At 39.6% G+C, this 23,310-nt stretch carries 19 protein-coding genes and 1 pseudogene; 14 read left to right on the top strand and 6 right to left on the bottom strand.

Features of this window, described 5'->3' with window-relative positions:
- Positions 1 to 10 precede the first annotated feature (10 nt).
- From ccpA to I6N95_RS22930, 4 genes and pseudogenes are all read left to right on the top strand, one after another.
- Positions 11 to 1,012, top strand: a complete 1,002-nt coding sequence (ccpA, locus tag I6N95_RS22945; RefSeq protein WP_209531823.1) for a catabolite control protein A — start codon at positions 11 to 13, stop codon at positions 1,010 to 1,012.
- A gap of 231 nt (positions 1,013 to 1,243) precedes the next feature.
- Positions 1,244 to 2,086 carry a BglG family transcription antiterminator LicT gene (gene licT / locus I6N95_RS22940; protein ID WP_209531822.1) on the top strand — a complete coding sequence of 281 codons (843 nt, stop codon included), beginning with the start codon at positions 1,244 to 1,246 and terminating at the stop codon, positions 2,084 to 2,086.
- Between the two features lie 150 nt (positions 2,087 to 2,236).
- The gene (locus I6N95_RS22935) at positions 2,237 to 4,069 is read left to right on the top strand and encodes a beta-glucoside-specific PTS transporter subunit IIABC (RefSeq protein ID WP_209531821.1); all 1,833 of its coding nucleotides are present in this window, start codon (positions 2,237 to 2,239) and stop codon (positions 4,067 to 4,069) included.
- A 78-nt stretch (positions 4,070 to 4,147) separates the two neighbouring features.
- Positions 4,148 to 4,593 (top strand): annotated as a pseudogene (locus I6N95_RS22930) (family 1 glycosylhydrolase); the annotation flags it as partial.
- A 53-nt stretch (positions 4,594 to 4,646) separates the two neighbouring features.
- On the opposite strand, the gene I6N95_RS22925 reads toward I6N95_RS22930, so the two are convergent.
- Positions 4,647 to 7,097: a transglycosylase domain-containing protein gene (locus I6N95_RS22925; RefSeq protein ID WP_347340598.1), complete on the bottom strand. Its 2,451-nt coding sequence runs from the start codon at positions 7,095 to 7,097 to the stop codon at positions 4,647 to 4,649.
- Between the two features lie 299 nt (positions 7,098 to 7,396).
- Between I6N95_RS22925 and I6N95_RS22920 the strand changes: the two genes are divergently transcribed.
- From I6N95_RS22920 to I6N95_RS22905, 4 genes are all read left to right on the top strand, one after another.
- Positions 7,397 to 8,284, top strand: coding sequence for a deoxyribonuclease IV (locus tag I6N95_RS22920; RefSeq protein WP_209531818.1), 888 nt, complete (start codon positions 7,397 to 7,399; stop codon positions 8,282 to 8,284).
- A 126-nt stretch (positions 8,285 to 8,410) separates the two neighbouring features.
- Positions 8,411 to 8,647 (top strand): YneF family protein, encoded by a 237-nt coding sequence (locus tag I6N95_RS22915; RefSeq protein WP_209531956.1) that lies wholly within the window; start codon positions 8,411 to 8,413, stop codon positions 8,645 to 8,647.
- A gap of 148 nt (positions 8,648 to 8,795) precedes the next feature.
- Positions 8,796 to 10,547 carry an ABC transporter ATP-binding protein gene (locus I6N95_RS22910; RefSeq protein ID WP_209531816.1) on the top strand — a complete coding sequence of 584 codons (1,752 nt, stop codon included), beginning with the start codon at positions 8,796 to 8,798 and terminating at the stop codon, positions 10,545 to 10,547.
- Complete coding sequence (locus I6N95_RS22905) at positions 10,547 to 12,334, top strand: ABC transporter ATP-binding protein (RefSeq protein ID WP_209531814.1); 1,788 nt, start codon at positions 10,547 to 10,549, stop codon at positions 12,332 to 12,334. The genes I6N95_RS22910 and I6N95_RS22905 overlap by 1 nt, the downstream gene beginning before the upstream one ends.
- Positions 12,335 to 12,383: 49 nt before the next feature.
- On the opposite strand, the gene I6N95_RS27570 is transcribed toward I6N95_RS22905, so the two are convergent.
- Genes I6N95_RS27570 through I6N95_RS22885 form a run of 4 tightly spaced genes read right to left on the bottom strand, consistent with a single transcriptional unit; the run spans position 12,384 to position 15,673 of the window.
- Positions 12,384 to 13,064 carry an ABC transporter permease gene (locus tag I6N95_RS27570; RefSeq protein WP_209531809.1) on the bottom strand — a complete coding sequence of 227 codons (681 nt, stop codon included), beginning with the start codon at positions 13,062 to 13,064 and terminating at the stop codon, positions 12,384 to 12,386.
- Complete coding sequence (locus I6N95_RS27565) at positions 12,980 to 13,570, bottom strand: ABC transporter permease (RefSeq protein WP_209531808.1); 591 nt, start codon at positions 13,568 to 13,570, stop codon at positions 12,980 to 12,982. The genes I6N95_RS27570 and I6N95_RS27565 overlap by 85 nt, the downstream gene beginning before the upstream one ends.
- A complete protein-coding gene (locus I6N95_RS22890) occupies positions 13,557 to 14,699 on the bottom strand; it encodes an ABC transporter permease (RefSeq protein WP_209531807.1) in 1,143 nt (380 codons plus the stop codon). The genes I6N95_RS27565 and I6N95_RS22890 overlap by 14 nt, the downstream gene beginning before the upstream one ends.
- 26 nt (positions 14,700 to 14,725) lie before the next feature.
- Positions 14,726 to 15,673, bottom strand: a complete 948-nt coding sequence (locus I6N95_RS22885; RefSeq protein ID WP_209531805.1) for an ABC transporter ATP-binding protein — start codon at positions 15,671 to 15,673, stop codon at positions 14,726 to 14,728.
- Positions 15,674 to 15,821: 148 nt separating this feature from the next.
- Between I6N95_RS22885 and I6N95_RS22880 the strand changes: the two genes are divergently transcribed.
- Positions 15,822 to 16,928: a sensor histidine kinase gene (locus I6N95_RS22880; protein ID WP_209531804.1), complete on the top strand. Its 1,107-nt coding sequence runs from the start codon at positions 15,822 to 15,824 to the stop codon at positions 16,926 to 16,928.
- Positions 16,929 to 17,549, top strand: coding sequence for a response regulator transcription factor (locus I6N95_RS22875; RefSeq protein ID WP_209531802.1), 621 nt, complete (start codon positions 16,929 to 16,931; stop codon positions 17,547 to 17,549). It begins immediately after the preceding gene.
- A 76-nt stretch (positions 17,550 to 17,625) separates the two neighbouring features.
- Here the strand turns inward: I6N95_RS22875 and I6N95_RS22870 are convergent, their stop codons facing one another.
- Positions 17,626 to 18,975 (bottom strand): MATE family efflux transporter, encoded by a 1,350-nt coding sequence (locus I6N95_RS22870; RefSeq protein ID WP_209531800.1) that lies wholly within the window; start codon positions 18,973 to 18,975, stop codon positions 17,626 to 17,628.
- A 270-nt stretch (positions 18,976 to 19,245) separates the two neighbouring features.
- On the opposite strand from I6N95_RS22870, the gene trxB reads away from it, so the two are divergent.
- From trxB to I6N95_RS22850, 4 genes are all read left to right on the top strand, one after another.
- Positions 19,246 to 20,163: a thioredoxin-disulfide reductase gene (gene trxB / locus I6N95_RS22865; protein ID WP_209531798.1), complete on the top strand. Its 918-nt coding sequence runs from the start codon at positions 19,246 to 19,248 to the stop codon at positions 20,161 to 20,163.
- 438 nt (positions 20,164 to 20,601) lie between these two features.
- Positions 20,602 to 21,774, top strand: a complete 1,173-nt coding sequence (locus I6N95_RS22860; RefSeq protein WP_209531796.1) for a nucleotidyltransferase — start codon at positions 20,602 to 20,604, stop codon at positions 21,772 to 21,774.
- A 24-nt stretch (positions 21,775 to 21,798) separates the two neighbouring features.
- Complete coding sequence (locus I6N95_RS22855) at positions 21,799 to 22,398, top strand: YitT family protein (protein WP_209531794.1); 600 nt, start codon at positions 21,799 to 21,801, stop codon at positions 22,396 to 22,398.
- 99 nt (positions 22,399 to 22,497) lie between these two features.
- Positions 22,498 to 23,214: a YebC/PmpR family DNA-binding transcriptional regulator gene (locus I6N95_RS22850; RefSeq protein ID WP_209531792.1), complete on the top strand. Its 717-nt coding sequence runs from the start codon at positions 22,498 to 22,500 to the stop codon at positions 23,212 to 23,214.
- The last annotated feature ends 96 nt before the right edge of the window (positions 23,215 to 23,310 follow it).

Here is a 23,310-nt window from a genome sequence, read left to right as displayed (position 1 = left end):
AAAAATTATTATGGAAAAACAAACAATTACGATTTATGATGTTGCCCGTGAAGCAAACGTTTCAATGGCAACTGTGTCACGTGTTGTCAACGGGAACCCAAATGTGAAACCTGCTACTCGTAAGAAAGTATTAGAAGTAATCGATCGCTTAGATTATCGTCCTAACGCTGTAGCTCGTGGTTTGGCAAGCAAGAAAACTACGACTGTTGGGGTCATTATTCCCGATGTAAGTAATATTTTCTTTGCTTCATTGGCTCGTGGGATTGATGACGTGGCAACGATGTACAAGTACAATATCATCTTAGCTAATTCTGATGGTAACGATGAAAAAGAAATCAACGTTTTAAACAACTTGTTGGCTAAACAAGTGGATGGTGTCATCTTTATGGGTCATCATATTACTGAAGCGATCCGCGGTGAGTTTTCTCGCTCTAAAACACCTGTGGTTTTAGCTGGTTCAATCGATCCAGATGATCAAGTCGGCTCTGTCAATATTAATTATCAAGAAGCAACTAAAGAAGCGACCGATTTATTAGCTAAAAATGGCAATAAAAAAATTGCTTTTGTAAGTGGCGCTTTATTGGACCCTATTAATGGCAGAGAACGTTTAGCTGGTTATAAAGCGGCTCTTAAAGAAAATGGTTTGAAATACAGTGAAGGATTGGTATTTGAATCTGAGTATCAATACAAAGCTGGAATCGAGTTGAGCCAACGGATTATTAACAGTGGCGCTACAGCGGCTTATGTAGTGGATGATGAGTTAGCAACTGGAATCGCCAATGGGTTAATCGACAGCGGTGTTAAAATTCCGGAAGAATTCGAAGTGATTACCAGTAATAATTCTTTACTAACAGATGTGATTCGTCCTGGCTTAACCAGTGTCACACAACCATTGTACGATATCGGTGCAGTGTCCATGCGTTTGTTGACTAAATTGATGAACAAGGAAGAAATTGACGAGAAAAGTGTTATTTTACCTCACGGTATCGTGAAAAAAGGTTCTACCAAGTAATGAGCTAAATCGGTAACCTGTCAGCAAGACTGACAGGTTATTTTTACAGCTATATTTGAAACCGTTTCCTGAAAAGGGTTGCGGAAACGTTTTTTTTATGGCATAATACTCAATAGGATAGTTATTGTCAGTCGATGAGCTAAACCTATTTATAAACGCGTACCAAAATAACTGGGTTATTTTGTGTGGGTTTATAAATAGGTTTTTTCTGTTTATTAGGGGGAAATGTGAATGATCATAGAGAAGATATTAAATAATAATGTGGTTATTTCTAAAAATCAACAAGGAAATGAAATTATCATCATGGGACGCGGCATTGCCTACCAACAAAAGATAGGGATGGCGATTAATGAAGAGTTGATCGATAAGCTTTTCATTTTAAAAGATCATGAAAATGTTCATCAAATTGAAGCGATGTTGGCAGAAATTCCAATTGAGTATTTTGAGTTAAGTCGTGATATCGTGAGTTATGCCAAAACTCATCTGGGCAAAAAAATCAATGACAGCATCTATATCTCTCTAAGCGATCATATTTTCACTGCTATCCAACGCTTCCAAGATGGTGTGATAATAAAAAATCCTTTGTTGTGGGATATCCGACGATTTTATAAAGACGAATTTATTATTGGAAAAAAGTCTTTGGAAATGATCGAAGAGCGTTTTGGTGTTAGCTTAGCGGAAGATGAGGCGGGGTTTATTACCCTTCACCTGGTTAATGCCACGATGGACGAAGATTTAGAGACTGTTTATGAGATTACCAAAGTGATGCAAGAAATATCAAATATTGTCAAATATCATTTTCAAATTGAATTTGACGAAGAATCTGTGTATTATTATCGCTTTATCACCCATTTGAAGTTTTTCTCCCAGCGTTTAACTAGTGAAAAGGCCTATGATGATGAGAGTGAGACAGAGTTGTTTGCTATTATTAAAGAAAAATATCAAAATGCCTATGTCAGTGTAAAAAAAATCAGTGGTTTCCTTAAAGAAAAATACCATTATGAGATTACCGACGAAGAACAGTTGTATTTAACTATTCACATTGAGCGTTTGATTTATAAAACTAAAACATAGTTTATTCCTGTCTTTGAGGCAGATTAATACATCTTATAAGGAAAGGAGACGGAGCACACAAAGGTAACTTTTTTATTTTGGATGGTGACATTTAGTTGGCCAAACCTTCAGAACATTGATACTAAATCAAATATTATGGAGGACTTACAAATGGAAAAATATAACCAATTAGCAACAGACATTATTGCAAATGTTGGTGGTAAAGAGAATATTATCTCTTTAGCCCACTGTGTCACAAGGTTGCGTTTTAATCTTAAAGATGAGGCGTTAGCAAATGACGAAGTGTTAAAAAATATGGATGGGGTTGTCACTGTCATGAAAGCCGGTGGACAATATCAAGTGGTCATTGGCAATCACGTGCCCGATGTCTATAAAGTGGTACGTGAGCAAGCAGGGATCAGTGATGAAAGTGACGCAGCGGCGATTGGTAAGAAGATGAGCTTTAAAGACAAGTTTTTTGATTTGATCACGGGAATCATGATGCCATCGATTGCGATTTTATCAGCATCTGGAATTATTAAAGGGCTAAACACGGTTTTAGCGATTAGTGGTGTTTATACCATGGACAGTTCGTATTATATGCTAATTAATGCGATTGGGGATGCAATGTTTTACTTCTTCCCAGTTATTTTAGGTTATAATACGGCTCGTAAGCTTAAATCAAATCCGATTTTAGGAATTGTTATTGGAGCAGCCTTGTGTTATCCAACAATCAACGGGGTGGATTTAGGTTTCTTTGGGTTTAACGTGAATGCCACCTATACCTCGTCTGTTTTACCTGTCATTTTGATTGTGGCTTTAGCTGCGCCGCTTGAACGATTTTTTAACAAGGTAATACCAGATGTCATTAAGACCTTTATGGTGCCGATGCTTGTGATGTTGATTGCGATCCCTCTTGGTTTTATTGTGATAGGACCAGTGGCAAACTTAATCGGGGTTCTGATTGGGGAAGTGATTAACAGTATTATCGGCTTTAGCCCAATTATCGGCGGTTTAATCGTCGGTGCTTCTTGGCAGGTGCTAGTGCTGTTTGGTGTTCACATGATGATGATCGTCCCTTCAATGATGAATGTCATGAGTGGTACACCAGACACATTCATGGCGATGATTTCTGTCGTCTCATTTGCTCAAACAGCTGTTGTGCTGGCTATTTGGTTAAAAACGAAGAATCAAAAACTGAAAAATATTGCTTTTCCTGCTTGGATCTCAGGTATTTTTGGTGTTACTGAGCCAGCAATTTACGGGATTACTTTGCCGCGAATCAAGATGTTTGTTATTTCATGTATTGGTGGGGCTGTTGGAGGAGCTGTTGCTGGTTTCTTTAATCTGAAAGTGTATACAATGGCTGGTTTAGGTATTTTTTCTTTACCCGGTTTTATTGATACAGAAGCAGGGTCAATGACCGGTGTTGTGCAAGTGTGTATTGCGATTGTGATTGCCATGGTGATCAGTTTTGGCTTAGCCTATGCGATGTATAAAGATGATGCGGTGGCAGAGCCTGTAGCTGCTACAGAGAAAGTATCTGTCAAAAAAGAAGTGTTAATGAGTCCGATTAAAGGATCGGTTATGCCGTTAAGTCAAGTGGCCGACGATGCGTTTGCTCAGGAAGTTATGGGGAAAGGACTTGCGATTGAACCGATTGAAGGGAAGGTCTACGCTCCTTGTAATGGAACGGTTATGACTGTATTTCCGACGAAACATGCAATTGGTATTATTTCGGATAACGGTTGTGAAATCTTAATTCATCTGGGGATGGACACCGTTAAATTAGATGGCAAGTATTTTGAAAGTCATGTGGTTCAAGGCGAGAAAGTGACAACGGGTGATTTATTGGTAAGTTTTGATTTAGAAGCCATAAAAAAAGAAGGCTATTCCATGGAAACACCAGTGATTATTACAAATACAGCAGATTATTTGGATATTATTCCGATGAATTCTAAAAACATCCTAGCAGGCAGCGAAATGCTGACCTTGCTCATATAATGTCACCAGTTTGAGGTGGCAAGCAAGAGGGAAAAGGAAGGACATTTCCACCAGTTTTTTTATGAGGACAACAACTCTTTTTCTAGCAGTGTCTCGGCTGAGAATGGGCATGAATTGACCATGGGGAATTTAATGGGAAGCGCGAAAAATCCTTATTTAGCGAGCAGTGATTGGGGCTGGCAACTAGATCCTGTCGGATGGCGTTAGACATTAACCAAACTCTATGATTGCTATCAAGTGCCGCTGCTGGATGTTGAGGCAGATGGCCGTATCCCATTGATTATTTACGCGAACAGATATTGAGCCTGAATGCAGCGATGGGAGATGGGGTTGCACTAATTGGTTATACGATGTGGGGACCTATTGATTTGATTTCAGTAGGAACCGGCGAGCTGAAGAAGCGCTATGGCTTTATTGATGTCGACCAAGATAATGATGGTCAGGGAAGTTTGAAACGAACGCTTAAAAAATCGTTTAGTTGGTATAAACAAGTGCGTGCAAGTAATGGCAGCCAGTTAGCATAACTTAACTTTCATAAAAACACCCCCTGAGACATTTGTCTCAGGGGGTGTTGAGTTTAGTCGTCTTCATCGTCTTTTTTCTCAGTAACATTATTGGTTACATTGGAATTTGTGCGATTGGTCGAACTGCTTGGTGTTGTTTTAGCTGGTGCTTTAGGTTTAACATAACTATCGTTCCAAGTTTTAAGGTATTGAGCATCTGTTGCGCCCATGCCAAATCTAAATTGGGTCGCTGACGGTCCAGTTTTAGCCCAAAGTGACTCGATTTTTTTACCTGGCACAGTCCATGTGCTGCCTTCAACCATAGCAGTTCCCAGCTTCTGTCCACTAAAGTCAGAGACTTCGGCGTGAATGACGCTAGGATCAAGCGTAAAGCGCTCAGTAATACCAAATAGGGCAGGGTTAGCCTCGTAGGCAGCATTGGCAATGTAGGCCCATAACTGCATGTTGTTCTGTCCATAGGCGGCATCCATTGGGATGACAGCATCTGAATAACCAATCCAATTGGACAAGCTGACTTTTGGTGTTGAGGCGATGAACCAGTAGTCACCATTATTTTCTGATGTTCCTGTTTTGCCGACCCAGTCAGCATTGGTTAAGCCACTCCCCATACTAGCTAGCGTATTTTTGGACATTGTTCCTGTTCCGCTAGTAATGACGTCACGCATCATGTCATTCATAATGGAGGCTGTTGCAGGTGAGAAAACTGAAACGGGTTTGACTTCATGTTGATAAATGATGTTACCATTATTATCAGTGATTTTTTCAATCGAATAGCCCTGGGAGTAGCTCCCTTTATTCGCTAAGGTAGCAAAGGCATTGGTTTGCTCCAAGTTAGTCGGTCCTTTTGTAGTTCCGCCAACAGCAATTGATTCAACGCCGTAAAAATCACTATCGGTCATGGTCATATTCATTTTATCATAGTATTCTTTAGGATCCGCCACCTTTAGCAGTTCCAGATAAAGCTCGACAGCAGGTACGTTATCAGACATCTTTAAGGCTTGTCTAGCAGATTCAAAGCCAGTTGAGGGCTGTCGGCTGTAGTTCATCAAGTCTTTGTCGCTGTCGTCACCTTTGTATTTTCGCGAAAAATTCGACAGTTTTGATTCACTTCCAATTAGTCCTGCATCAATCGCTGGTGCGTAAGCTAGGATGGGTTTGATTGTGGAACCTGGTGAGCGTCGGGTTGTAAAGGCGTGATTGTTTTTATTTTGATTAAAGTCGCGCCCGGCAATAAAGCTAATAATTCGACCTGTTTGGTTATCTAATAAGACACTGCTGGTTTCGATACCATAATCCCCAATAAACATCCCAGCATAATTAGCTGTGGCGTTTTGCATGGCCTCATAGACAGTTTTGTCAATGGTTGTTTGCACGGTATACCCGTCTCGGCGTAACTCTCGAGCGGCAATATCGTAATACTTAGAGCTGAGTTTATCGTTGTTAGTCAGGTCTTCTGTTTTAAGTCCGTCCGCTTCATAGTAAATCGGCATGAGAATCTTAATGGCTTGGTCGTAGGTATAATCGTATAGATAACCGTTGACATTGTCTGTTACATCTTCACTCGGTTTAAAGTCCTGAGTTAAGTCGTAGTTTTTAGCGTCATCGTATTCTTGTTTGGTAATATATCCTTCTTTGTACATATTATATAGAACCTGATCCTTACGTTCTAAGCCCAATGACTGATCTTCGCGTAACTCACCAGTATTAAGATAAGGGCTATAGCTAATTGGACTTTGAGGTAAGCCGGCAATAAAAGCAGCCTGAGGTAAGTTTAACTTGTCGGCGGTTGTATTAAAAATCCCTTTAGCCGCTTCTTGGACACCAGCGATATTTTGTCCCTTATTGTTGCGGCCAAAAGGTGAGACGTTAAGGTAAGACGTAATGATTTCATCTTTTGAGAAAAATTTTTCAACTCGCATAGCCAAGACAATCTCATTGGCTTTTCGTTTATAAGAAGTTTCGCTAGTCAAGACTTGTTGTTTAACCAGTTGCTGAGTGATCGTTGACCCACCAGAAGATCCTCCAAGACCAGTTGCGTCAGAAACCAGCGCTCTGATCACGGCTTTAGGGACAATTCCTTTGTGGACATCAAAGTACTCATCTTCGGTTGAAATAAGAGCTTTTTTTACTAAGGGTGAGATTTGATCTGAAGCCACGTTTGTGCGGATTAAATCAGAACGAATATCAGCAATTTTTTCACCACCGGCATAGGTGATGGTCGACAGTTGTTCAACATCATTTATTTTATTTTGCAGTTCTTGTTTATCTGGAACTGGCGTGTCTGAAACAAGGTAGGCAAAATAGCCAATGCCGATACCACCGCCTAAAGCACCTAAAAAGAGGAAAACCACAACGATGAAGTAAATCAAGGACTTCAACACATCGAAGGTGACATTAAAGGCAAAGAGTAGTTTATCTTTAGCTGTCTGGTCGCTTTTAGCGAAAGCGTCTTTAGCCGTCCCTAATGATTGCTGTATTTTATTTTTAGTATTTCGATTAAACAACAAAAAATTCACCTCAAACTATAGATTATATCGGTTAATTATAACAAATAAATAAGGACATGCCTAGCTTTCAAGAAAGTTAATGGGGAAACCTTAAGAAATTGTCACCTAATGGAAAATTTAACCATCTATTTGTTGAGTGATTGTTATAGGGATAGGTAATGTCTTGCAAGAATCTAAAAGGGGAGAATTTTAGGAATTAAGGCAATTATATTGAGACTTGGGCCAAAGAGTTATACAATTTAGGAGTTGAGGTTTGATTGAGAGATTAAACCTATAGAAAAGGGAGGCTATCAATTATGTTAATTGGATCACATGTTAGTATGAGTGGGAAAAAAATGTTATTAGGATCGGCAGAAGAAGCGGCTAGCTATGAGGCTAGTACTTTTATGATTTATACAGGAGCACCGCAAAATACGCGGCGCAAGGCGATTGAAGACATGAATATTGAAGCGGGAAAAGCTTTGATGACAGAAAAAGGATTAAGTCATATGGTGGTCCATGCCCCTTATATCATCAATTTAGGTAACACGATTAAACCAGAAAATTTTGGATTTGCCACGCAGTTTTTACGAGAAGAGATCGGTCGTTCAGAGGCCTTGGGTGGTACTCAAATCACCATGCATCCAGGAGCTCATGTTGGGGCCGGTCCAGAGGCGGCGATTCAGCAAATCATCAAAGGCTTAAATGAAGTTTTGACACGTGATCAAATTCCGCAAATAGCACTGGAAACCATGGCTGGGAAAGGGACTGAAATTGGTCGGAGTTTTGAAGAAATAGCTGCGATTATTGAAGGTGTCACGTTTAACGAAAAATTATCTGTCACCCTTGATACGTGTCACATTAATGATGCGGGGTATGATGTGACAGATTTTGATAAGGTATTAGCTGAATTTGACAACATTATTGGTTTGGATCGTCTAAAGGTGGTTCACGTCAATGATTCTAAAAATCCACGAGGTTCTCACAAGGATCGTCATGCGAATATAGGCTTTGGTACCATTGGCTTTGAAGCTTTAAATCGAATTGTTCATCACCCACAATTAGCCGATTTGCCTAAGATTTTGGAAACACCCTATGTTGGGGAAGATAAAAAAACAGCAAAAGCTCCTTATAAGCATGAAATTGCCATGTTGCGCTCAGGGGTTTTTAACGAAAATTTATTAACAGAGATAACGGCTGGATAGACTTTTTTTCTTTTTTAAATGGTAATAAAAAAAAGATTTACTTATTTTTAAGTTTTAACTTTTCATTTGAGCTCTTTTTTAGTACAATTGGTTATTGAGAGTACAAGTTGAAAGGAAGGAGAGGTAATAATGAGTACAGGATATGTAATTTTAATCGCAATCATTGCTTTGGCACTAGGCGCAGTTGGTGGATTCTTTCTTGCGCGTAAATATATGGAAGATTACTTAAAGAAAAATCCTCCCGTTAATGAGGATATGTTACGTATGATGATGATGCAAATGGGACAAAAACCATCTGAGAAGAAAATTCGTCAAATGATGCAAAATATGAAAAATCAGGCAGGTAAGCCTGAAAAAAAATAGTATTTTGAAGCTAATCGTATGAAAACAAAAAAACGGGCAGATTTTTTAATCTGCTTGTTTTTTTGCGCCTTTGAACGCTAAACCGTCAAACGAAGGACAGGGAGAGATTTGTACTCAAATTTGAAAATGAGGAGTTGAAGGAGAACAGATGCAGATTTTTAGGAAACTGGGATGGTTTTTTAAAGAAGAACGAAAATCCTATATTATTGGCGTGACCTCACTTGTGATTGTGTCAATGTTACAAATTGTATCGCCGCGAATTATCGGAATTGTCATTGATGAAATTGCTGACAAAACTCTGACGGCTAAACGCTTAATTATGTGGGTTAGCATTGTGGTAGGTGTGGCAATCTTACAGTACATCTTACGCTATGTTTGGCGGACTAATATTTGGGGAAGTGCCGCTAAGTTAGAAAAATCTTTAAGAAAGCAATTGTTTCATCACTTTACTGTGATGGATAACGTTTTTTTCCAAAAATACCGAACAGGGGATTTAATGGCTCACGCTACGAATGATTTATCTGCGATTCAAAATGTCGCAGGTGCGGGGATTTTAACTTTCGCAGATTCGCTAGTAAACGGCGGTGTCACGATTATTGCCATGATTCTCTTTGTAGATTGGCGTTTAACCTTAATCGCTTTATTGCCATTGCCGCTACTGGCTTTTACCTCACGAAAATTAGGATCGGAGCTACACGGTGCTTTTCGAAAGTCTCAGGAAGCATTTTCAACAATTAACGATAAGACCCAAGAGAGTATTACTGGGATAAAAGTGATCAAAACTTTTGGTCAAGAGCGAGAAGACATGGAAGATTTTCAGGAAAAAGTCAACGATGCGATTGTCAAAGTTAACCGGGTCAATGTTCTAGATGCCTTGTTTGATCCAATCATCACCCTAATTATTGGACTGTCTTACATTTTAACCATCATCGTTGGTGGGACCTTTATTATGAAAAATGTGATTACGATTGGTCAGTTAATTACCTTTATTGATTATATTTCCATGTTGATTTGGCCAATGTTTGCCATCGGTCGCTTGTTTAACGTTTTGGAAAGAGGTAGTGCCAGCTATGATCGTGTTCAAGAGCTGTTGCATGAAAAATCACATATCGTTGAAAGAGAAGGGGCTATTCAAGAAGTGGCTAAGGGACAGTTGAATTTTGACATGAGCTCTTTCCGCTATCACGATGATGAAGTTGAGACACTAAAGAATGTTCAGTTTAAAATTGAAGAAGGAAGTACCTTAGGAATCGTGGGTAAAACCGGATCTGGCAAAACCACTATTATGAAGCTTTTGTTAAGAGAGTACGATGAATACGAAGGAATGATTACCTTTGGGGGTCATGATATACGGGACTATTCCTTAGATGCCCTACTAAATTCAATCGGTTATGTGCCGCAAGATCATTTTTTATTTTCTATGACAATTCGTGATAATATTCGGTTTGCTAATCCTGAGGGCAGTCAAGGGGAGGTTGAAAGAGCAGCGGAACTGACTGCGATTCATGATGATATTGTCGACATGCCAAAAGGTTATGACACGATGGTTGGTGAACGGGGTGTTTCGTTGTCCGGTGGGCAAAAACAACGGCTATCAATCGCTAGAGCGTTGATGATTAACCCTGAGTTGCTGATTTTGGACGATGCCTTATCAGCAGTTGATGCTAAAACAGAGGAGCGAATTCTCTCCAATTTGAAAACGATTCGTGGTGATAAAACCACGATTATTGCTGCGCATCGCATTAGCAGTGTAATGCATGCTCAAGAAATTATTGTGGTAGAAGATGGTCAGATTGTGGAACGTGGCAATCATGATGAGCTAATTGCTTTAAATGGCTGGTATGCCAAAATGTACGATCAACAGCAGTTAGAAGCCAAAATTGAAGGAGGTAGCGATTAATGTCAGAACAAGTTGAATCCGCTTGGGCCAAATCAATTCCTGTTAAAGAACAGGTGACGATCGTCAAGCGTCTCTTAAAATACACGAAACCCTTCAAGCTTCAATTTTCAGTGGCAATTTTATTAGCAGTTGTTTTATCGGTGATTAACATCATGATGCCAAAGATTATTCAAGTGTTAATTGATGACTATTTACAGCCGCAAACTGCTACGCAACAAACAATCTTATTCTTCGCCCTCTTATATTTAGTGGGTACTTTAATCAAAGCGGTCGTTTGGTTTTTTCAGTTTTACTTGTATTCAAAGGCGTCTTTAAAAACCTATCAACACATTCGCAGTCAGCTATTTGAAAAACTTCACACGATGGGGATGCGATATTTCGATAAGACACCAGCTGGTTCAATCGTGTCTCGCGTCACAAATGACACAGAATCACTGTTTGAATTTTGGTATGTCTTTCTCTTTGTCTTAACGGGAATCTTTGGGATTGTTTCGTCATTTGCTGCCATGTTTACCATTAATGTTAAGCTGACTTTGATTTGTTTGTTCTTTTTACCAATTTTATTGGTAATTATCTGGTATTATCAACAGTTTAGCTCGAGAGTTTATCGCAATATGCGCGAGCGTTTGAGCCAGCTAAATACCAAGTTAAACGAGTCTATTTCTGGGATGAGTATCATTCAACAGTTTCGCCAAGAAAAGCGGTTAGAGAAAGAATTTGATAAAACCAATGAAGAGTATTTACAAACCCGTTTTCAAATGATTCGAACAAACTCGCTTTTGTTAGCGCCAGTGATTAATTTGTTGGTTGCCTTGGCAATGGGGTTAGTTCTGGGGTATTTTGGGGTTATTTCATTGGAAGGACCATTGGAAGTTGGGGTTATTTTTGTCTTTATTTCCTATGTGAGAACTTTTTTTCAACCGATGATTAACATGATGGATTTTCTGAGTGTTTTTCAAGATGGAATGGTGGCTGGCAGTCGAATTTTGAAAATTATGGACGATGAAGAATTAGCCCCACAACAAGATCCTGATGCAAAGGCGGAAATCAGCATTGGCAAAGTGGAATTTAGAAATGTCAGCTTTTCTTATGATGGCCAGCATAAGGTATTAAAAAATATCAGTTTCGTGGCAAATGCCGGTGAAACCGTGGCGTTAGTCGGTCATACTGGTAGTGGGAAAAGCTCTATCATCAATGTGATGATGCGATTTTATGAGTTTTATGAAGGGGAGATCTTAATTGATGACCTAGATATACGTCAATACCCGATGGAGGAATTGCGAAAAAAAATGGGGCTAGTCCTCCAAGATGCCTTTATGTTTTATGGGGATATTTCGGGAAATATTCGCATGTTGAATAAAGACATTACAGATAATCAAATTCGAGATGCAGCTGAATTTGTGCAAGCAGATAAATTTATCAATACCTTGCCGGACAAATACCACGCAAAAGTAATTGAACGTGGGGCTAGTTACTCAAGTGGTCAACGTCAATTGATTTCTTTTGCAAGAACAATTGTAACCGATCCGAAAATATTGGTTCTGGATGAAGCCACAGCCAATATTGATACTGAGACAGAAGGCTTGATTCAAGAGGGCTTGGCGAAAATGCGTCAAGGTCGGACGACACTGGCCATCGCCCATAGATTATCGACCATTCGTGATGCAGATCTGATTCTTGTTTTAGATAAGGGGACGATCGTTGAACGGGGGAATCACGATCAGTTAATCGATCAAGGTGGTTTGTATTATGATATGTATCGTTTGCAAAAAAGTAAGCAAGAGTGATAAATAAAAAACTGTCTACTCCTTTTTTTGAAAGGAATAGACAGTTTTTTTAAGCTTTTTTAGGTGTTAATTGGTATTTTGTTAAGCCACCGCGTTCTCTACGAACGATAAAGCCGATTAAGGCAAAGGCTAAAACAAAGAGTAATAAAATACCGAGATTGAAATAAAATTCTGTTAGGGTATGAGAATTATAGGTTTCTAAATCGGCGATTAAATGGTTATTTGTAATAAACCAATAAGTTGGAAAGAAGGACGAGATTTTTAAAACTGGTTCGCTCATCATCTCTTGAGGAACAAAGGCGCCACTGATAAAGCATGTACCTAAGACAAGGATGTTATTAAGTCCTGAAATCATTTCGGTTGTGGTTACAAAATAGGCCACGGTTACGGCGAGACTAATCATCGCCAATAAGAACACGAAGGCATTCAGTAATAATAGTTGGGTCATTAAATCAGTAGGGCTTGATTTAGATAAAACGAGACTAATTGCCACAAAAACTAGCCAACTGCCAAAGGAAAAAAGTGCAACTGCTGAATAAAAGTAGGTACTTCGTTTGCGCTCAGAAAGAGGCGAGCAATTATTGCGAGCTTTTAAGTCTTGGCGGTTCATTGAGATACTGACGATGCCAATGGATGACAGAATCGTCATAAAGAGACCATAAGCCAATAAATTAAAGATCCGAGCCGTTTCATTTTTATTTTCTGTTGTGTCAGCAGCTTCGAATGACACAGTAGCATTTTTGCTAAGTTGTCTGTTACCATGTTAATGATGGCAGCGTCACTTTTTTCGGGAAATGTCTCATAGTAAAAAGCGACTTTATTGACAAATTGATTGATTAGAGCTGTTGTTTGGAAGTCTGCTTGTGAGTTAGGGACTGACTTTGTCGGCAGAGTGGGTTTCTCTCCGGCAGCTAACTGAGTAGAAAAATTTTTAGGAATGGTCACAATATACATGACTTCCTTAAAGAAGAGAGCGTCTTGTTGCCCTTTTTCAGACGTGTCAATTGAAACCACGGTGCTGTTTTCCCCTAAGTAGTCAACTAATGTTTGAGAGATCAGCCCATTGTCTTCGTTAATAACGGCGATTTGACTTTTATCTGCCTCAAAGGTGCCTCCGTTTTCTGTTTGATTGATTTGTGAATAAGCGATGGTAATAGCCAGGTTAATGGCGATGGCTAAAATAAAGGTCAGTTTATTCTTTTTTACAATATTAAAAAAGGCTTTAAATATTGGCATAAGCTTGTCTCCTCATAATTAGATAGTTGGCGATATTAATGATCACGGTCATGACAACAATCATGCCAATGGTCATAAAATAGCTGTTTAGGTCGGTGTAATAAAATAGTTTATACAGAGCATCGGTCACTAGACTGGTTGGGTTAAGCCAGGCAATTAGCGGGGCATGTTGATCAATCCAGTATTTGACATCTGGGAACATCATTCCCGATAAGAAGCCGCCAAAGACGGAGACTGTTGTGACAATCGTTGATTTTAAACTGTAGTTACCTTTAATTGAGCTACCGACCAACGAGCCTAAAGAAATACTCAAGAGACAAGACAATAAACAGGTTAACAAGATCAGTGACCAGCGATTACCAAAATCAATTCCTAAAACAAAGCGAATAAAACTAAGGACAATCAGCATTTCACTAAAGAAAATCAGAAAAGCAGCTAATAAATTTGTGAAAATTAAGAGTGATTTTTTTACAGGGCTCATACTCATTCTCAGGCCTTTCGGACTTTGGTTAGCTTGAATATCAGCGCTATTTTTAATTCCCCAATTCATGCCAAACATACAAGCCATCGCGATGACAGTGAAGAAGTATAAAGTAGTTGAGTTTGGGTTATTTTCGCTGTAGCTTGTTTTTTCAGTATAACTGTGAGTGTTAAGAAGTTCTTCTACTAGACGCTCAGAAAAAGCTTCTGGTTTTTCTTTGATGACATCTGCCATGGCAGCGGAAATATAAGTAAACTGTTGTAAAAAATCTTTTAGAAAGGTTTGATTAAACCCATTGTTATTTATAACTAGCGTCGGGTCGTCGTTACTTAGTAAGTAGTAACCACTGATCTGATTTTCTTTTAGGGCTGTTTCGGCCTTTTTTTTGTTCAAATGTGACACCTTAAAGATAGCCTGATCATTGTTTTGAGCAGTCTTAAGGGAGTCAGTAAACCGTTCATTTTCAGGTGAAGCAGTGGTTTCAACGATAGCTACCGGGATGGTTTTGAACGTAAATTGATCATCTAAATTGCTAAAGGCCATCTTGAAAAAACAAGCTAAAATGATCGGAAAAAATAAACTCCAAAAGATGATACTTTTATTTTTTATTAATTGTTTTAAACGGTAGTTAAGCAAATGATTAAACATAATTTTCCTCCGAACTGGTTTGTTGGTTAATCCCGCAATTGTTTGCCAGTTATTTCTAAAAAGACGTCATTTAAGGTTGGTTGTAAGCTGTAAAAATCACCAAAAAGTAAATCAATCGATTCAAGATGATGCAGAAGTTTTAATAAGACTTTTTCTTCTTTTAACGTATCCAATCGCAAAGTTGTGCCGTCGTACTGTACGTGGAGTACGCCAGACCATTCTTTTATGTTCTCAAGCAGATCTGGTGGACAAAGGGGCAGATCAATTTGCAATTTTTCACTGGTTTGAATCATGCGTTTCAGCTCGTCTTTATTTCCTGTGGCTAAGACAGCACCTTTGTCCATGATCACAATCTCCGTACAAATTTGTTCGATTTCTTCCATGTAGTGAGAAGTGTAGACAATGGTTGCTCCTTTACGATTTAATTCCTGGATGCTTTCCAAAATATTGTTGCGACTCTGTGGGTCAACGGCCACAGTTGGTTCATCGAAAAAAATTAGTTCTGGTTCATGAGCAATCCCACAGGCAATATTGAGGCGTCGTTTTAATCCGCCGCTTAGTTTTTTAGGGTAAAATTGTTTGAAGTCTTCCAGTTGAACGATCCGAATGGCCTCAGCAACGCACGCTTTCCGCTTGGTTTTGTCGCTAATGTAAAGCCCACAAAAATAGTCGATGTTTTCATACACTGTCAGTTCTTCGAAAACGGCTACCTCCTGTGGGACGATACCGATTTTGCGTTTTAGCTCAGTTTTATCAGGGGCCATGTTTTCGCCAAAAAGCTGAATCTCTCCTTGGTCGTAAGTAAGCAGTGACAGGATACAGTTAATAGAAGTTGATTTTCCACTGCCATTAGGTCCAAGTAAGCCGAGAATTTCGCCTTTTTTTACCGTTAAATTAAAGTGATCCAAAGCGGTTAATCTGTCGTATTTTTTTACTAAGTCTGTTACGTTGATAATGGTTTGATTGGTTGTCATAAGTAAGCTCCTTTATTTAAAAAATAACTGTGATTTTGTTGTCTATCAGGTATACTATTACTATAAATGAAATGGCGTGAAAACAACAGTGACTATCGACTAATCAAAAAGTGACAAATGTCACAATTCGGTCAGGAAGGAATAGAAAATGTTATCTGATGTAAAGTATGGCTTAAAAAATAAGGGGTTGTTGTTAGTTGGATGTGCCTTAAATCTCTATCAAGAAGAGTTTGTGGTTAAAGATATTGGCCTTATTTTGTTGATGGTTGTTAGCAGTCTCTTGATCGTGTATCAGTCGAACCTTTTAGTCAAAGGCAGTGTGCTGGTAGGAACCATTATTTTGGCTGTCTTCTTTTCTAAATACGCCTTATTATTTCCTGTACTCTTGTATGATCTTTTAGAAAGGGAAAAGTTATCGACTTACATCCTGTTTCCCTTTATTGGGCTCGTGTTGATTGTGATCAGTTATTTGGATGATTTTTCGGTGCTACTCTTTTATCTGTTTCTGGGGCTGCTGGCAGTCTATTTAAATAGCCAGACAGGCAACTATTTAAGGCTTCTAGATGATCATCAGGCGTTGTCATTGTCGAGCAATGAGCAACAATTTTTATTGGAGAAGCAGAACTTTGAATTGATTGAAGAGCAAAATCTCAACTTAACCTTGGGAATCTCAGAAGAACGGAACCGGATTGCCAGAGACATCCACGATAATGTGGGGCATTTGTTATCGAGTTCGCTGATCCAAATTGGGGCATTGAAGGTCTTAAATCAAGATGAGACCTTAATAGAACCGTTAAAACTGCTAGATGCTACGGTCCAAGAAGGAATGGAGAACATCAGGGAGAGTGTTCACGATCTTCACGATGACTCTTTGAATTTAAAGCAATCCTTGGAGCAGATCGTTGATCGGTTTCAAGAATGCCCAATTGAGTTTCATTATGCGGTCAAACAGCCGTTAAGTGCCAGTTTAAAAATGGATGTTTTGATGATTATCAGAGAATCTCTGGCCAATGTGATGAAGCATACAAACAGTACGAAAGTGATCTTGGAGGTTGTGGAACAGCCGGCTTTTTATCGGATATTGGTCAAAGATAATGGCAATCGTAACCATACGAAAACGCCACTGGAAACTGGTATGGGGCTTAATAGTATGAAAGAGCGCATTGGCAAACAAGGAGGACGGTTAACCACTGAGCAACAAGCTGATGGTTTTCAGGTTCTGGCCATCGTGCCAAAAAGAAAAGAGGAAGAATAAATGCGCATTTTAATTATTGATGATGACCAATTGGTAAGCTTGTCTCTCAAGACGATTTTAGGTGCTCAAGCTGAGATAGAGGTTGTTGGCACGGGGAATTCTGGTCAAGAAGGGATTGACCTTTATCGACAAACGCAACCGGACATCCTATTGATGGATATCCGGATGGGAGATATGACCGGGTTGGAGGCTGCCGAAATTATTTTACAAGAGTTTCCTCAGGCATTGATTATATTTTTGACCACCTTTTTAGACAATGACTACGTGATTCATTCATTGAAAATTGGCGCAAAAGGATATATTCTTAAGCAAAACTTTGAGTCCATTGTCCCCGCCATCAAAGCAGTTCAGGTTGGACAATCGGTTTTTGGCGAGCAAATCGTCAGTTTAATGCCAAACTTATTGTCTGCTAAGTCTGCTGATAATCGAATTGACGACTGTTTAAGTCAGCGAGAGCAAACGATTTTGGCCGAAATTGCTGAAGGGCTTAACAATAAAGAAATTGCCGAGAAACTGTTTCTAAGTGAGGGAACTGTCAGGAACTACATCAGTACGATGTTGGATAAATTACAATTGCGAGACCGTACTCAATTAGCTATTTACTACTATAAAAACAGTTAAAGACGCTAGTTTCTTGTAGGTGGTACAAGGAACTAGCGTCTGTTTCTTTTGATGAGCGTCATGTGTTTGAGAAGGACTAGGTAATCGTAGACTTACTTCGCCAAACACCAGAGCGCCATCGATAAATCATCAGTACGCTGCGTAGTACTTCATCGATCGCATAAGCAACCCAGACCCCAACAAGGCCCATTTTCAGCCAAATAGCGAGTCCATAGGAAAATGGCAAGCTGATGACCCACAAAACAATTAAACTGCAGACTAGGGGATATTTGACATCACCAGTGGCGTTTAGTCCACTAACCATGACCATGTTAATCGAGCGGGCTGCTTCTAAGACAATATCGACAACAAAGACAATCCGGGCGATTTCGATGACTTCTTGATTGGTGGTAAAGATTCCCATGATTGGTTCAATAAAAATCAGCGTCAGTGTGCTAATAAGTAGCGAGCTAATGGTGGCGATAACAATGGTTCGCATTCCTCGAGTGTAGGCGCGGTCGTATTCTTTTGCTCCGACATTTCTTCCCACCATAATCTGATTTCCTTGAGCCAGTGAAGCGGCGACTAGATAGACAAATTGAGTGATGGCCGTTACATAGGACTTGGCGATTAAGACGCTTTGGCCTAATGAGGCGACAATCATTGTAACAACGACTTGGGCAGCTTGATAGGACAGTGATTCACCAGAGGACGGCAACCCTAGAGTTAAGATGTTTTTAAGGTCAGGTAACGAAAAATTACTTCTCTTAAGCTTTAATGGATGGAAATTCAAGTGCTTTGTCAGCAAGGCGCCGGCAATGATTAGTCCCACTGAATTTCCGACAACACTGGCCATTGCTAAGCCTTCTACACCAAAGCTTGGCAATCCAAAGGGGCCGTACAAGGCAATGTAGTTTCCGATGACGGCAATGATGCTGGCGGTCATTGGGATCAGCAAGGCAGGTCTCGTTAGCCCGTGACTTCGCAAAATGGCGATAATCGTTGCTGAAACTGAAGAGACAAATAAACTGCCACCGAAAATTCGAATGTACCCTTTGCCAATTTCAACAAGGTTGGCTTCTAAATTCATAAAGCGAAGTAGTTGGGTTGGAAAAAGGATAAAGGCTAAACTGATGAGCAGCCCAAGAATAACTGAACCGATCAAGGCGGTCGTCATAATTTGGGGGATTTGCTCTTTTTTTCTGGCTCCAATTAATTGGGCGATGATTATTTGAGTACCTACTGTGATAAATCCGTAAACGAAAACCGATAGATTCAATAGTTGATTGGCGGCGCCAATGGCGGCGACAGCCGGTTCTGAATAATTGGAAATCATAAATACATTGATATTTCCGATTGCCACACGGAGGAATAATTCCACAAAAATCGGCCAACTTAAAAAGAATAATTCACGGTCAGATATCGAGATTTTTCTGAATAATTTCATGAAATCTCCTTTCGTTTTTTAGTATAATAGGAAAATAAATATTTTATTGTTCACTGGTTATTTTAAAGAAGTGTCAGATAATGTCAAGATACTATCGTCTTTAATGGTTTAAAGCGGCTAATTTTGGGCATAATGCCAATAAACTTTGACATTAAACCAACGGGCTGTTTCGAAAAAAAGGACATAGAGAATACAGGCAAAAGGGTAGACAAAAGCGGGAGATAACGTTAAAGTAAGGATAGAATTTTAAAAGAAAGAGGATGTACATATATGCGTGACGTAATTATCATTGGAGCAGGCCCTGGCGGTATGACTGCTGCACTTTATGCTTCAAGAGCAGATTTATCAGTTTTAGTATTAGAAGGTGGTTTACCAGGTGGACAGCTGAATAATACAGCAGATGTGGAAAATTACCCAGGCGTTGGGCTTGTAACGGGCCCTGATTTGGGAATGAAAATGCTAGAGGATTCAAGTAACTTTGGCGCAGAACACGCTTATGGATTTGTGACGGGCATTGAAGATCATGGCAACTATAAAACGGTTTTGACAGAAGATGGTAATTACGATACGAAAGTAGTGATTATCGCTGTAGGATCTGAGCATCGTAAATTAGGTGTGACTGGCGAAGACGAGTTCAGTGGTCGCGGTGTTTCTTATTGTGCTGTCTGTGATGGCCCTTTCTTCCGCAATAAGCATTTGGTCGTAATCGGCGGAGGGGATTCAGCAGTTGAGGAAGGCAGTTACCTCACTCAGGTAGCAGACAAAGTCACCATTATTCACCGTCGTGACGAACTGCGTGCTCAAAAAATTTTACAAGATCGTGCCTTTAAAAATGATAAAATTGAATTTATTTGGGATACGACAGTTGACGAAATTATCGGCAGCGACATGAAAGTGACCGGGCTAGCTTTACGTAATGTTAAAACAGATGATGTGACAGAACTTTCAGCAGATGGTGTTTTCATTTATGTTGGTTTAGATCCGTTAACTAAACCTTTTGAAAAGTTAGGGATTACCAATCAAGAGGGCTGGATTCCAACCAATGAGAAGATGGAAACAAGCATCCCTGGAATCTATGCTATCGGTGATGTCCGAGAGACAGTCTTGCGGCAAATTGCCACCGCTGTTGGTGACGGAAGTATTGCCGGACAAGAAGCCTACAAATATATTGAAGCAATGGCTGATTAATTATGATAAACTAATAGCAAAGGGAATAGGGAGAGCAATCTTTCTGTTCCTTTTTTACGATATAGGAAAATATACAACTTTCTCTATATCGTAGTTTGGATCTAGCTTCGCGAGGCAGCCCTTCGGAAAAAAGACAAAATTAGTTTAGTGACAAAGGCCTCTATGCTTAATGCTTTAGCATTTAGCGATAGCGGACACTTCGTTCTCAACAAACTCTAGGTGCTCTTCTATGTCCCTTGTTTCTAATTGCTAAAGCAATAAGAACAACGGCTGCCGTTGTTCTAGCATTTTAATGCGTAGAGACAAGGGACAATGAAGTAAAGCACTAAGAGTTGAAGGTCGAAGCGTAGTAGCGTCACTTAACTATTTTGCTATTTTCTTTTAGGGCTGAACCCTCGTTCAGCTTTTTTAACGATGAATGAGAAACGGAGTAAACCAATGAAAAGTTGTGGTGTCATAACGGAATATAATCCTTTCCATAATGGTCACGCCTACCATTTAAAAAAGGCTCGGGAAGTCAGTGGAGCAGAAGTAATCGTTGCGATTATGAGTGGGAATTTTTTGCAGCGAGGGGAACCAGCTATTATTGATAAGTGGCAACGAGCGGAGGTCGCTTTAGCTCACGGTGCGGATATCGTGATCGAGCTGCCGTTTGCTTATGCGGTTCAATCTGCGGATTATTTTGGCTTTGGTGGTGTTAAATTATTGCAGGCGTTGGAAGTAGATAGTCTTTGTTTTGGCACTGATTCAGAAGATGCCGTCGATTATCAGTTTTTTGCCGATTTTAATCAGCGTCACCAACAAGAGTTAGAACAAGCCTTTCAGGCGATCCGCAATAATGGGATGAGCTACCCTCAACAGATGACAGAAGTCTATCGGCAGTTATTACCTGAGTGGCGCTTAGATTTTGACTCACCTAACCACATCTTAGGGATGAGTTATGCGAAAGCCAATCAAGGCTTTCAGCGGCCGATGACACTTTTTCCAATTAAGCGGCAAGTGACTCGTCACCATCAAGTAGACATAGCGTCTCAAGAATTTGCCAGTGGAACAGCGATCCGCAAAGCCATTTTATCAGCGGATCACCAACAGCTTGAACCGGTCATGCCTGAAACAACTTATAAGTTATTAACCTCTGTTCCTTTAAGATCTTGGGAGTTAGCTTGGCCATTATTAAAGTATCAATTAACAGTGAGCACGGTTGCTCAACTAAGTCAGTGCTATCAGGTAGTAGAAGGGATTGAATACCGTTTAAAAGAGATGGCAGTAAAGGCCACTTCTTTTGAAGAATTTGTTTCTTTGGTAAAATCTAAACGGTTTACTTGGACGCGTATTCAGCGTCTATGTACCTACTTGCTAATTCACGTTAGTCAAGCTGAGATTGATGGGGTGCGGTCAAACAGTTACTTACGGGTTTTGGGATTTAATGATCTGGGACGTCAGTTTTTAGGACAACAGCGTAAAAAAGTGAGCTTACCGTTGATTACAAAGGTAAGTAAGGCAAATGAGGGGATGCTGAGTCTTGATATTCGAGCAGGCCAGGTTTATCAATTATTGGCAGACAGTGCTCCACAAGATTATTATCGCAAACCCTTTATCAGCTTAGGCTGAAATAACTAAAAGAGACGTGACAGTATGACAAAGGATAAATTAGTTCCCTTGATAAAAATAGTGATCGGCAATATTTTCATGGCCTTTGCTTATGCCAAATGGATGAAACCTAATCAGATTATCAATGGTGGTGTAACCAGCATTGCGATGATTTTGGCAAAAGTAACCAGCTTACCACTACTTTATTTAACTAACGGGGTGACGGTGTTGTTATTAGCGATTTGTTACCTTTTTCTTGGCAAAGGCAATTTTCTTCGGTCACTGGTCAGTAGCTGTTGTTATATGGCCTTGTTTAGCCTTTTTTATTCTCTGCCTTTTGAGGCCACTGTTAATTTACCAGTTGATTTTTTATTTGCTAGCTTGTTTATTGCCATTGGTTATTATTGTTGCATCTCTTCAGATGCGTCAACCGTTGGCATGGATGTGATAGCTTTAGCCATACATAAGCGGCGTCCTGAGGTGAAGGTAGCGGTAGCGCTTCGGTATATTAATTTACTTGTTCTCGGCGTAGGATTACTGACTTACGGGTGGTTTGCTATTACTGTAGGAGTGGTTTTTAGTTTTGTCAATTCTTATATGTTAAATTTGTGCTTGTCAGCTCATGAAAAAGGGATCCTGGTTTAAGTAACTTTTCGACGAATCAATAAAAAATGCTTAACAAATCATCTATAAATCAGTATAATGAAAAAGGAAAACTATAGAATTAGGAAAGAGATGAAGTAGATGGGTCGTAAATGGGAAAACATTAAAGAAAAAAAAGCTGCCAAAGAAGGAAAAACAAGTCGAGTTTATGCGAAATTCGGAATTGAAATTTATGTGGCGGCTAAGCAAGGCGAACCAGATCCTCATTTGAATCAAAAGTTACAATTCGTTATTGATCGTGCTAAAACCTATAATGTGCCAAAACATGTCATTGACCGTGCCATCGAGAAAGCAAAAGGCACAGGTGATGAAACCTATGCAGAGTTACGTTATGAGGGCTTTGGTCCAAATGGTTCGATGATTATTGTGGATGCCTTAACAAATAATGTTAATCGGACTGCCTCTGATGTTCGTTCTGCCTTTGGGAAAAATGGTGGAAATATGGGCGTGAGCGGAGCGGTTGCTTATATGTTTGATAATACCGCTGTCTTTGGTTTTGAAGGAAACAATAGTGATGAAATTTTTGAATTATTAATGGATGCCGATATTGAAGTTCGCGATGTTCTCGAAGAAGCCGGGCAAGTGATCATCTACGGGGAACCAGAAGATTTCAATAAAATTCGGACAGTCTTAAATGAGAATGGGATTTCAGAATTCACGGTTGCAGAGTTAGAAATGATGGCGCAAAATGAAGTGACGCTTGAAGGTGATGACTTAGCTAATTTTGAAAGATTAATTGACGCGCTAGATGAGCTAGATGACGTTCAACAAGTCCATCACAATGTGGAATTGAATTAACTTTACTTTGATGCCATTGTGATTACCGTTAAATCTGATGGATATTTTTAATAAGAGATAGAAAAAGGGGCAAACGATTCACGTTTGCCTTTTTTT

This window comes from Vagococcus allomyrinae (assembly GCF_017829975.1).
In the GTDB taxonomy this organism is placed as follows: Bacteria; Bacillota; Bacilli; order Lactobacillales; family Vagococcaceae; genus Vagococcus_D; species Vagococcus_D allomyrinae.
The sequence above is the reverse complement of the archived record's forward strand: the minus strand, read 5'-3'. Positions and strand labels throughout refer to the sequence as shown.

What these genes read in the sequence shown, in the direction of transcription:
- ccpA (WP_209531823.1), top strand. Translation starts at nt 11, where the DNA reads ATGGAAAAACAAACAATTACGATTTATGATGTTGCCCGTGAAGCAAAC.
- licT (WP_209531822.1), top strand. Translation starts at nt 1,244, where the DNA reads ATGATCATAGAGAAGATATTAAATAATAATGTGGTTATTTCTAAAAAT.
- I6N95_RS22935 (WP_209531821.1), top strand. Translation starts at nt 2,237, where the DNA reads ATGGAAAAATATAACCAATTAGCAACAGACATTATTGCAAATGTTGGT.
- I6N95_RS22920 (WP_209531818.1), top strand. Translation starts at nt 7,397, where the DNA reads ATGTTAATTGGATCACATGTTAGTATGAGTGGGAAAAAAATGTTATTA.
- I6N95_RS22910 (WP_209531816.1), top strand. Translation starts at nt 8,796, where the DNA reads ATGCAGATTTTTAGGAAACTGGGATGGTTTTTTAAAGAAGAACGAAAA.
- I6N95_RS22905 (WP_209531814.1), top strand. Translation starts at nt 10,547, where the DNA reads ATGTCAGAACAAGTTGAATCCGCTTGGGCCAAATCAATTCCTGTTAAA.
- I6N95_RS27565 (WP_209531808.1), bottom strand. Translation starts at nt 13,570, where the DNA reads ATGCCAATATTTAAAGCCTTTTTTAATATTGTAAAAAAGAATAAACTG.
- I6N95_RS22890 (WP_209531807.1), bottom strand. Translation starts at nt 14,699, where the DNA reads ATGTTTAATCATTTGCTTAACTACCGTTTAAAACAATTAATAAAAAAT.
- I6N95_RS22885 (WP_209531805.1), bottom strand. Translation starts at nt 15,673, where the DNA reads ATGACAACCAATCAAACCATTATCAACGTAACAGACTTAGTAAAAAAA.
- I6N95_RS22880 (WP_209531804.1), top strand. Translation starts at nt 15,822, where the DNA reads ATGTTATCTGATGTAAAGTATGGCTTAAAAAATAAGGGGTTGTTGTTA.
- I6N95_RS22875 (WP_209531802.1), top strand. Translation starts at nt 16,929, where the DNA reads ATGCGCATTTTAATTATTGATGATGACCAATTGGTAAGCTTGTCTCTC.
- I6N95_RS22870 (WP_209531800.1), bottom strand. Translation starts at nt 18,975, where the DNA reads ATGAAATTATTCAGAAAAATCTCGATATCTGACCGTGAATTATTCTTT.
- trxB (WP_209531798.1), top strand. Translation starts at nt 19,246, where the DNA reads ATGCGTGACGTAATTATCATTGGAGCAGGCCCTGGCGGTATGACTGCT.
- I6N95_RS22860 (WP_209531796.1), top strand. Translation starts at nt 20,602, where the DNA reads ATGAAAAGTTGTGGTGTCATAACGGAATATAATCCTTTCCATAATGGT.
- I6N95_RS22855 (WP_209531794.1), top strand. Translation starts at nt 21,799, where the DNA reads ATGACAAAGGATAAATTAGTTCCCTTGATAAAAATAGTGATCGGCAAT.
- I6N95_RS22850 (WP_209531792.1), top strand. Translation starts at nt 22,498, where the DNA reads ATGGGTCGTAAATGGGAAAACATTAAAGAAAAAAAAGCTGCCAAAGAA.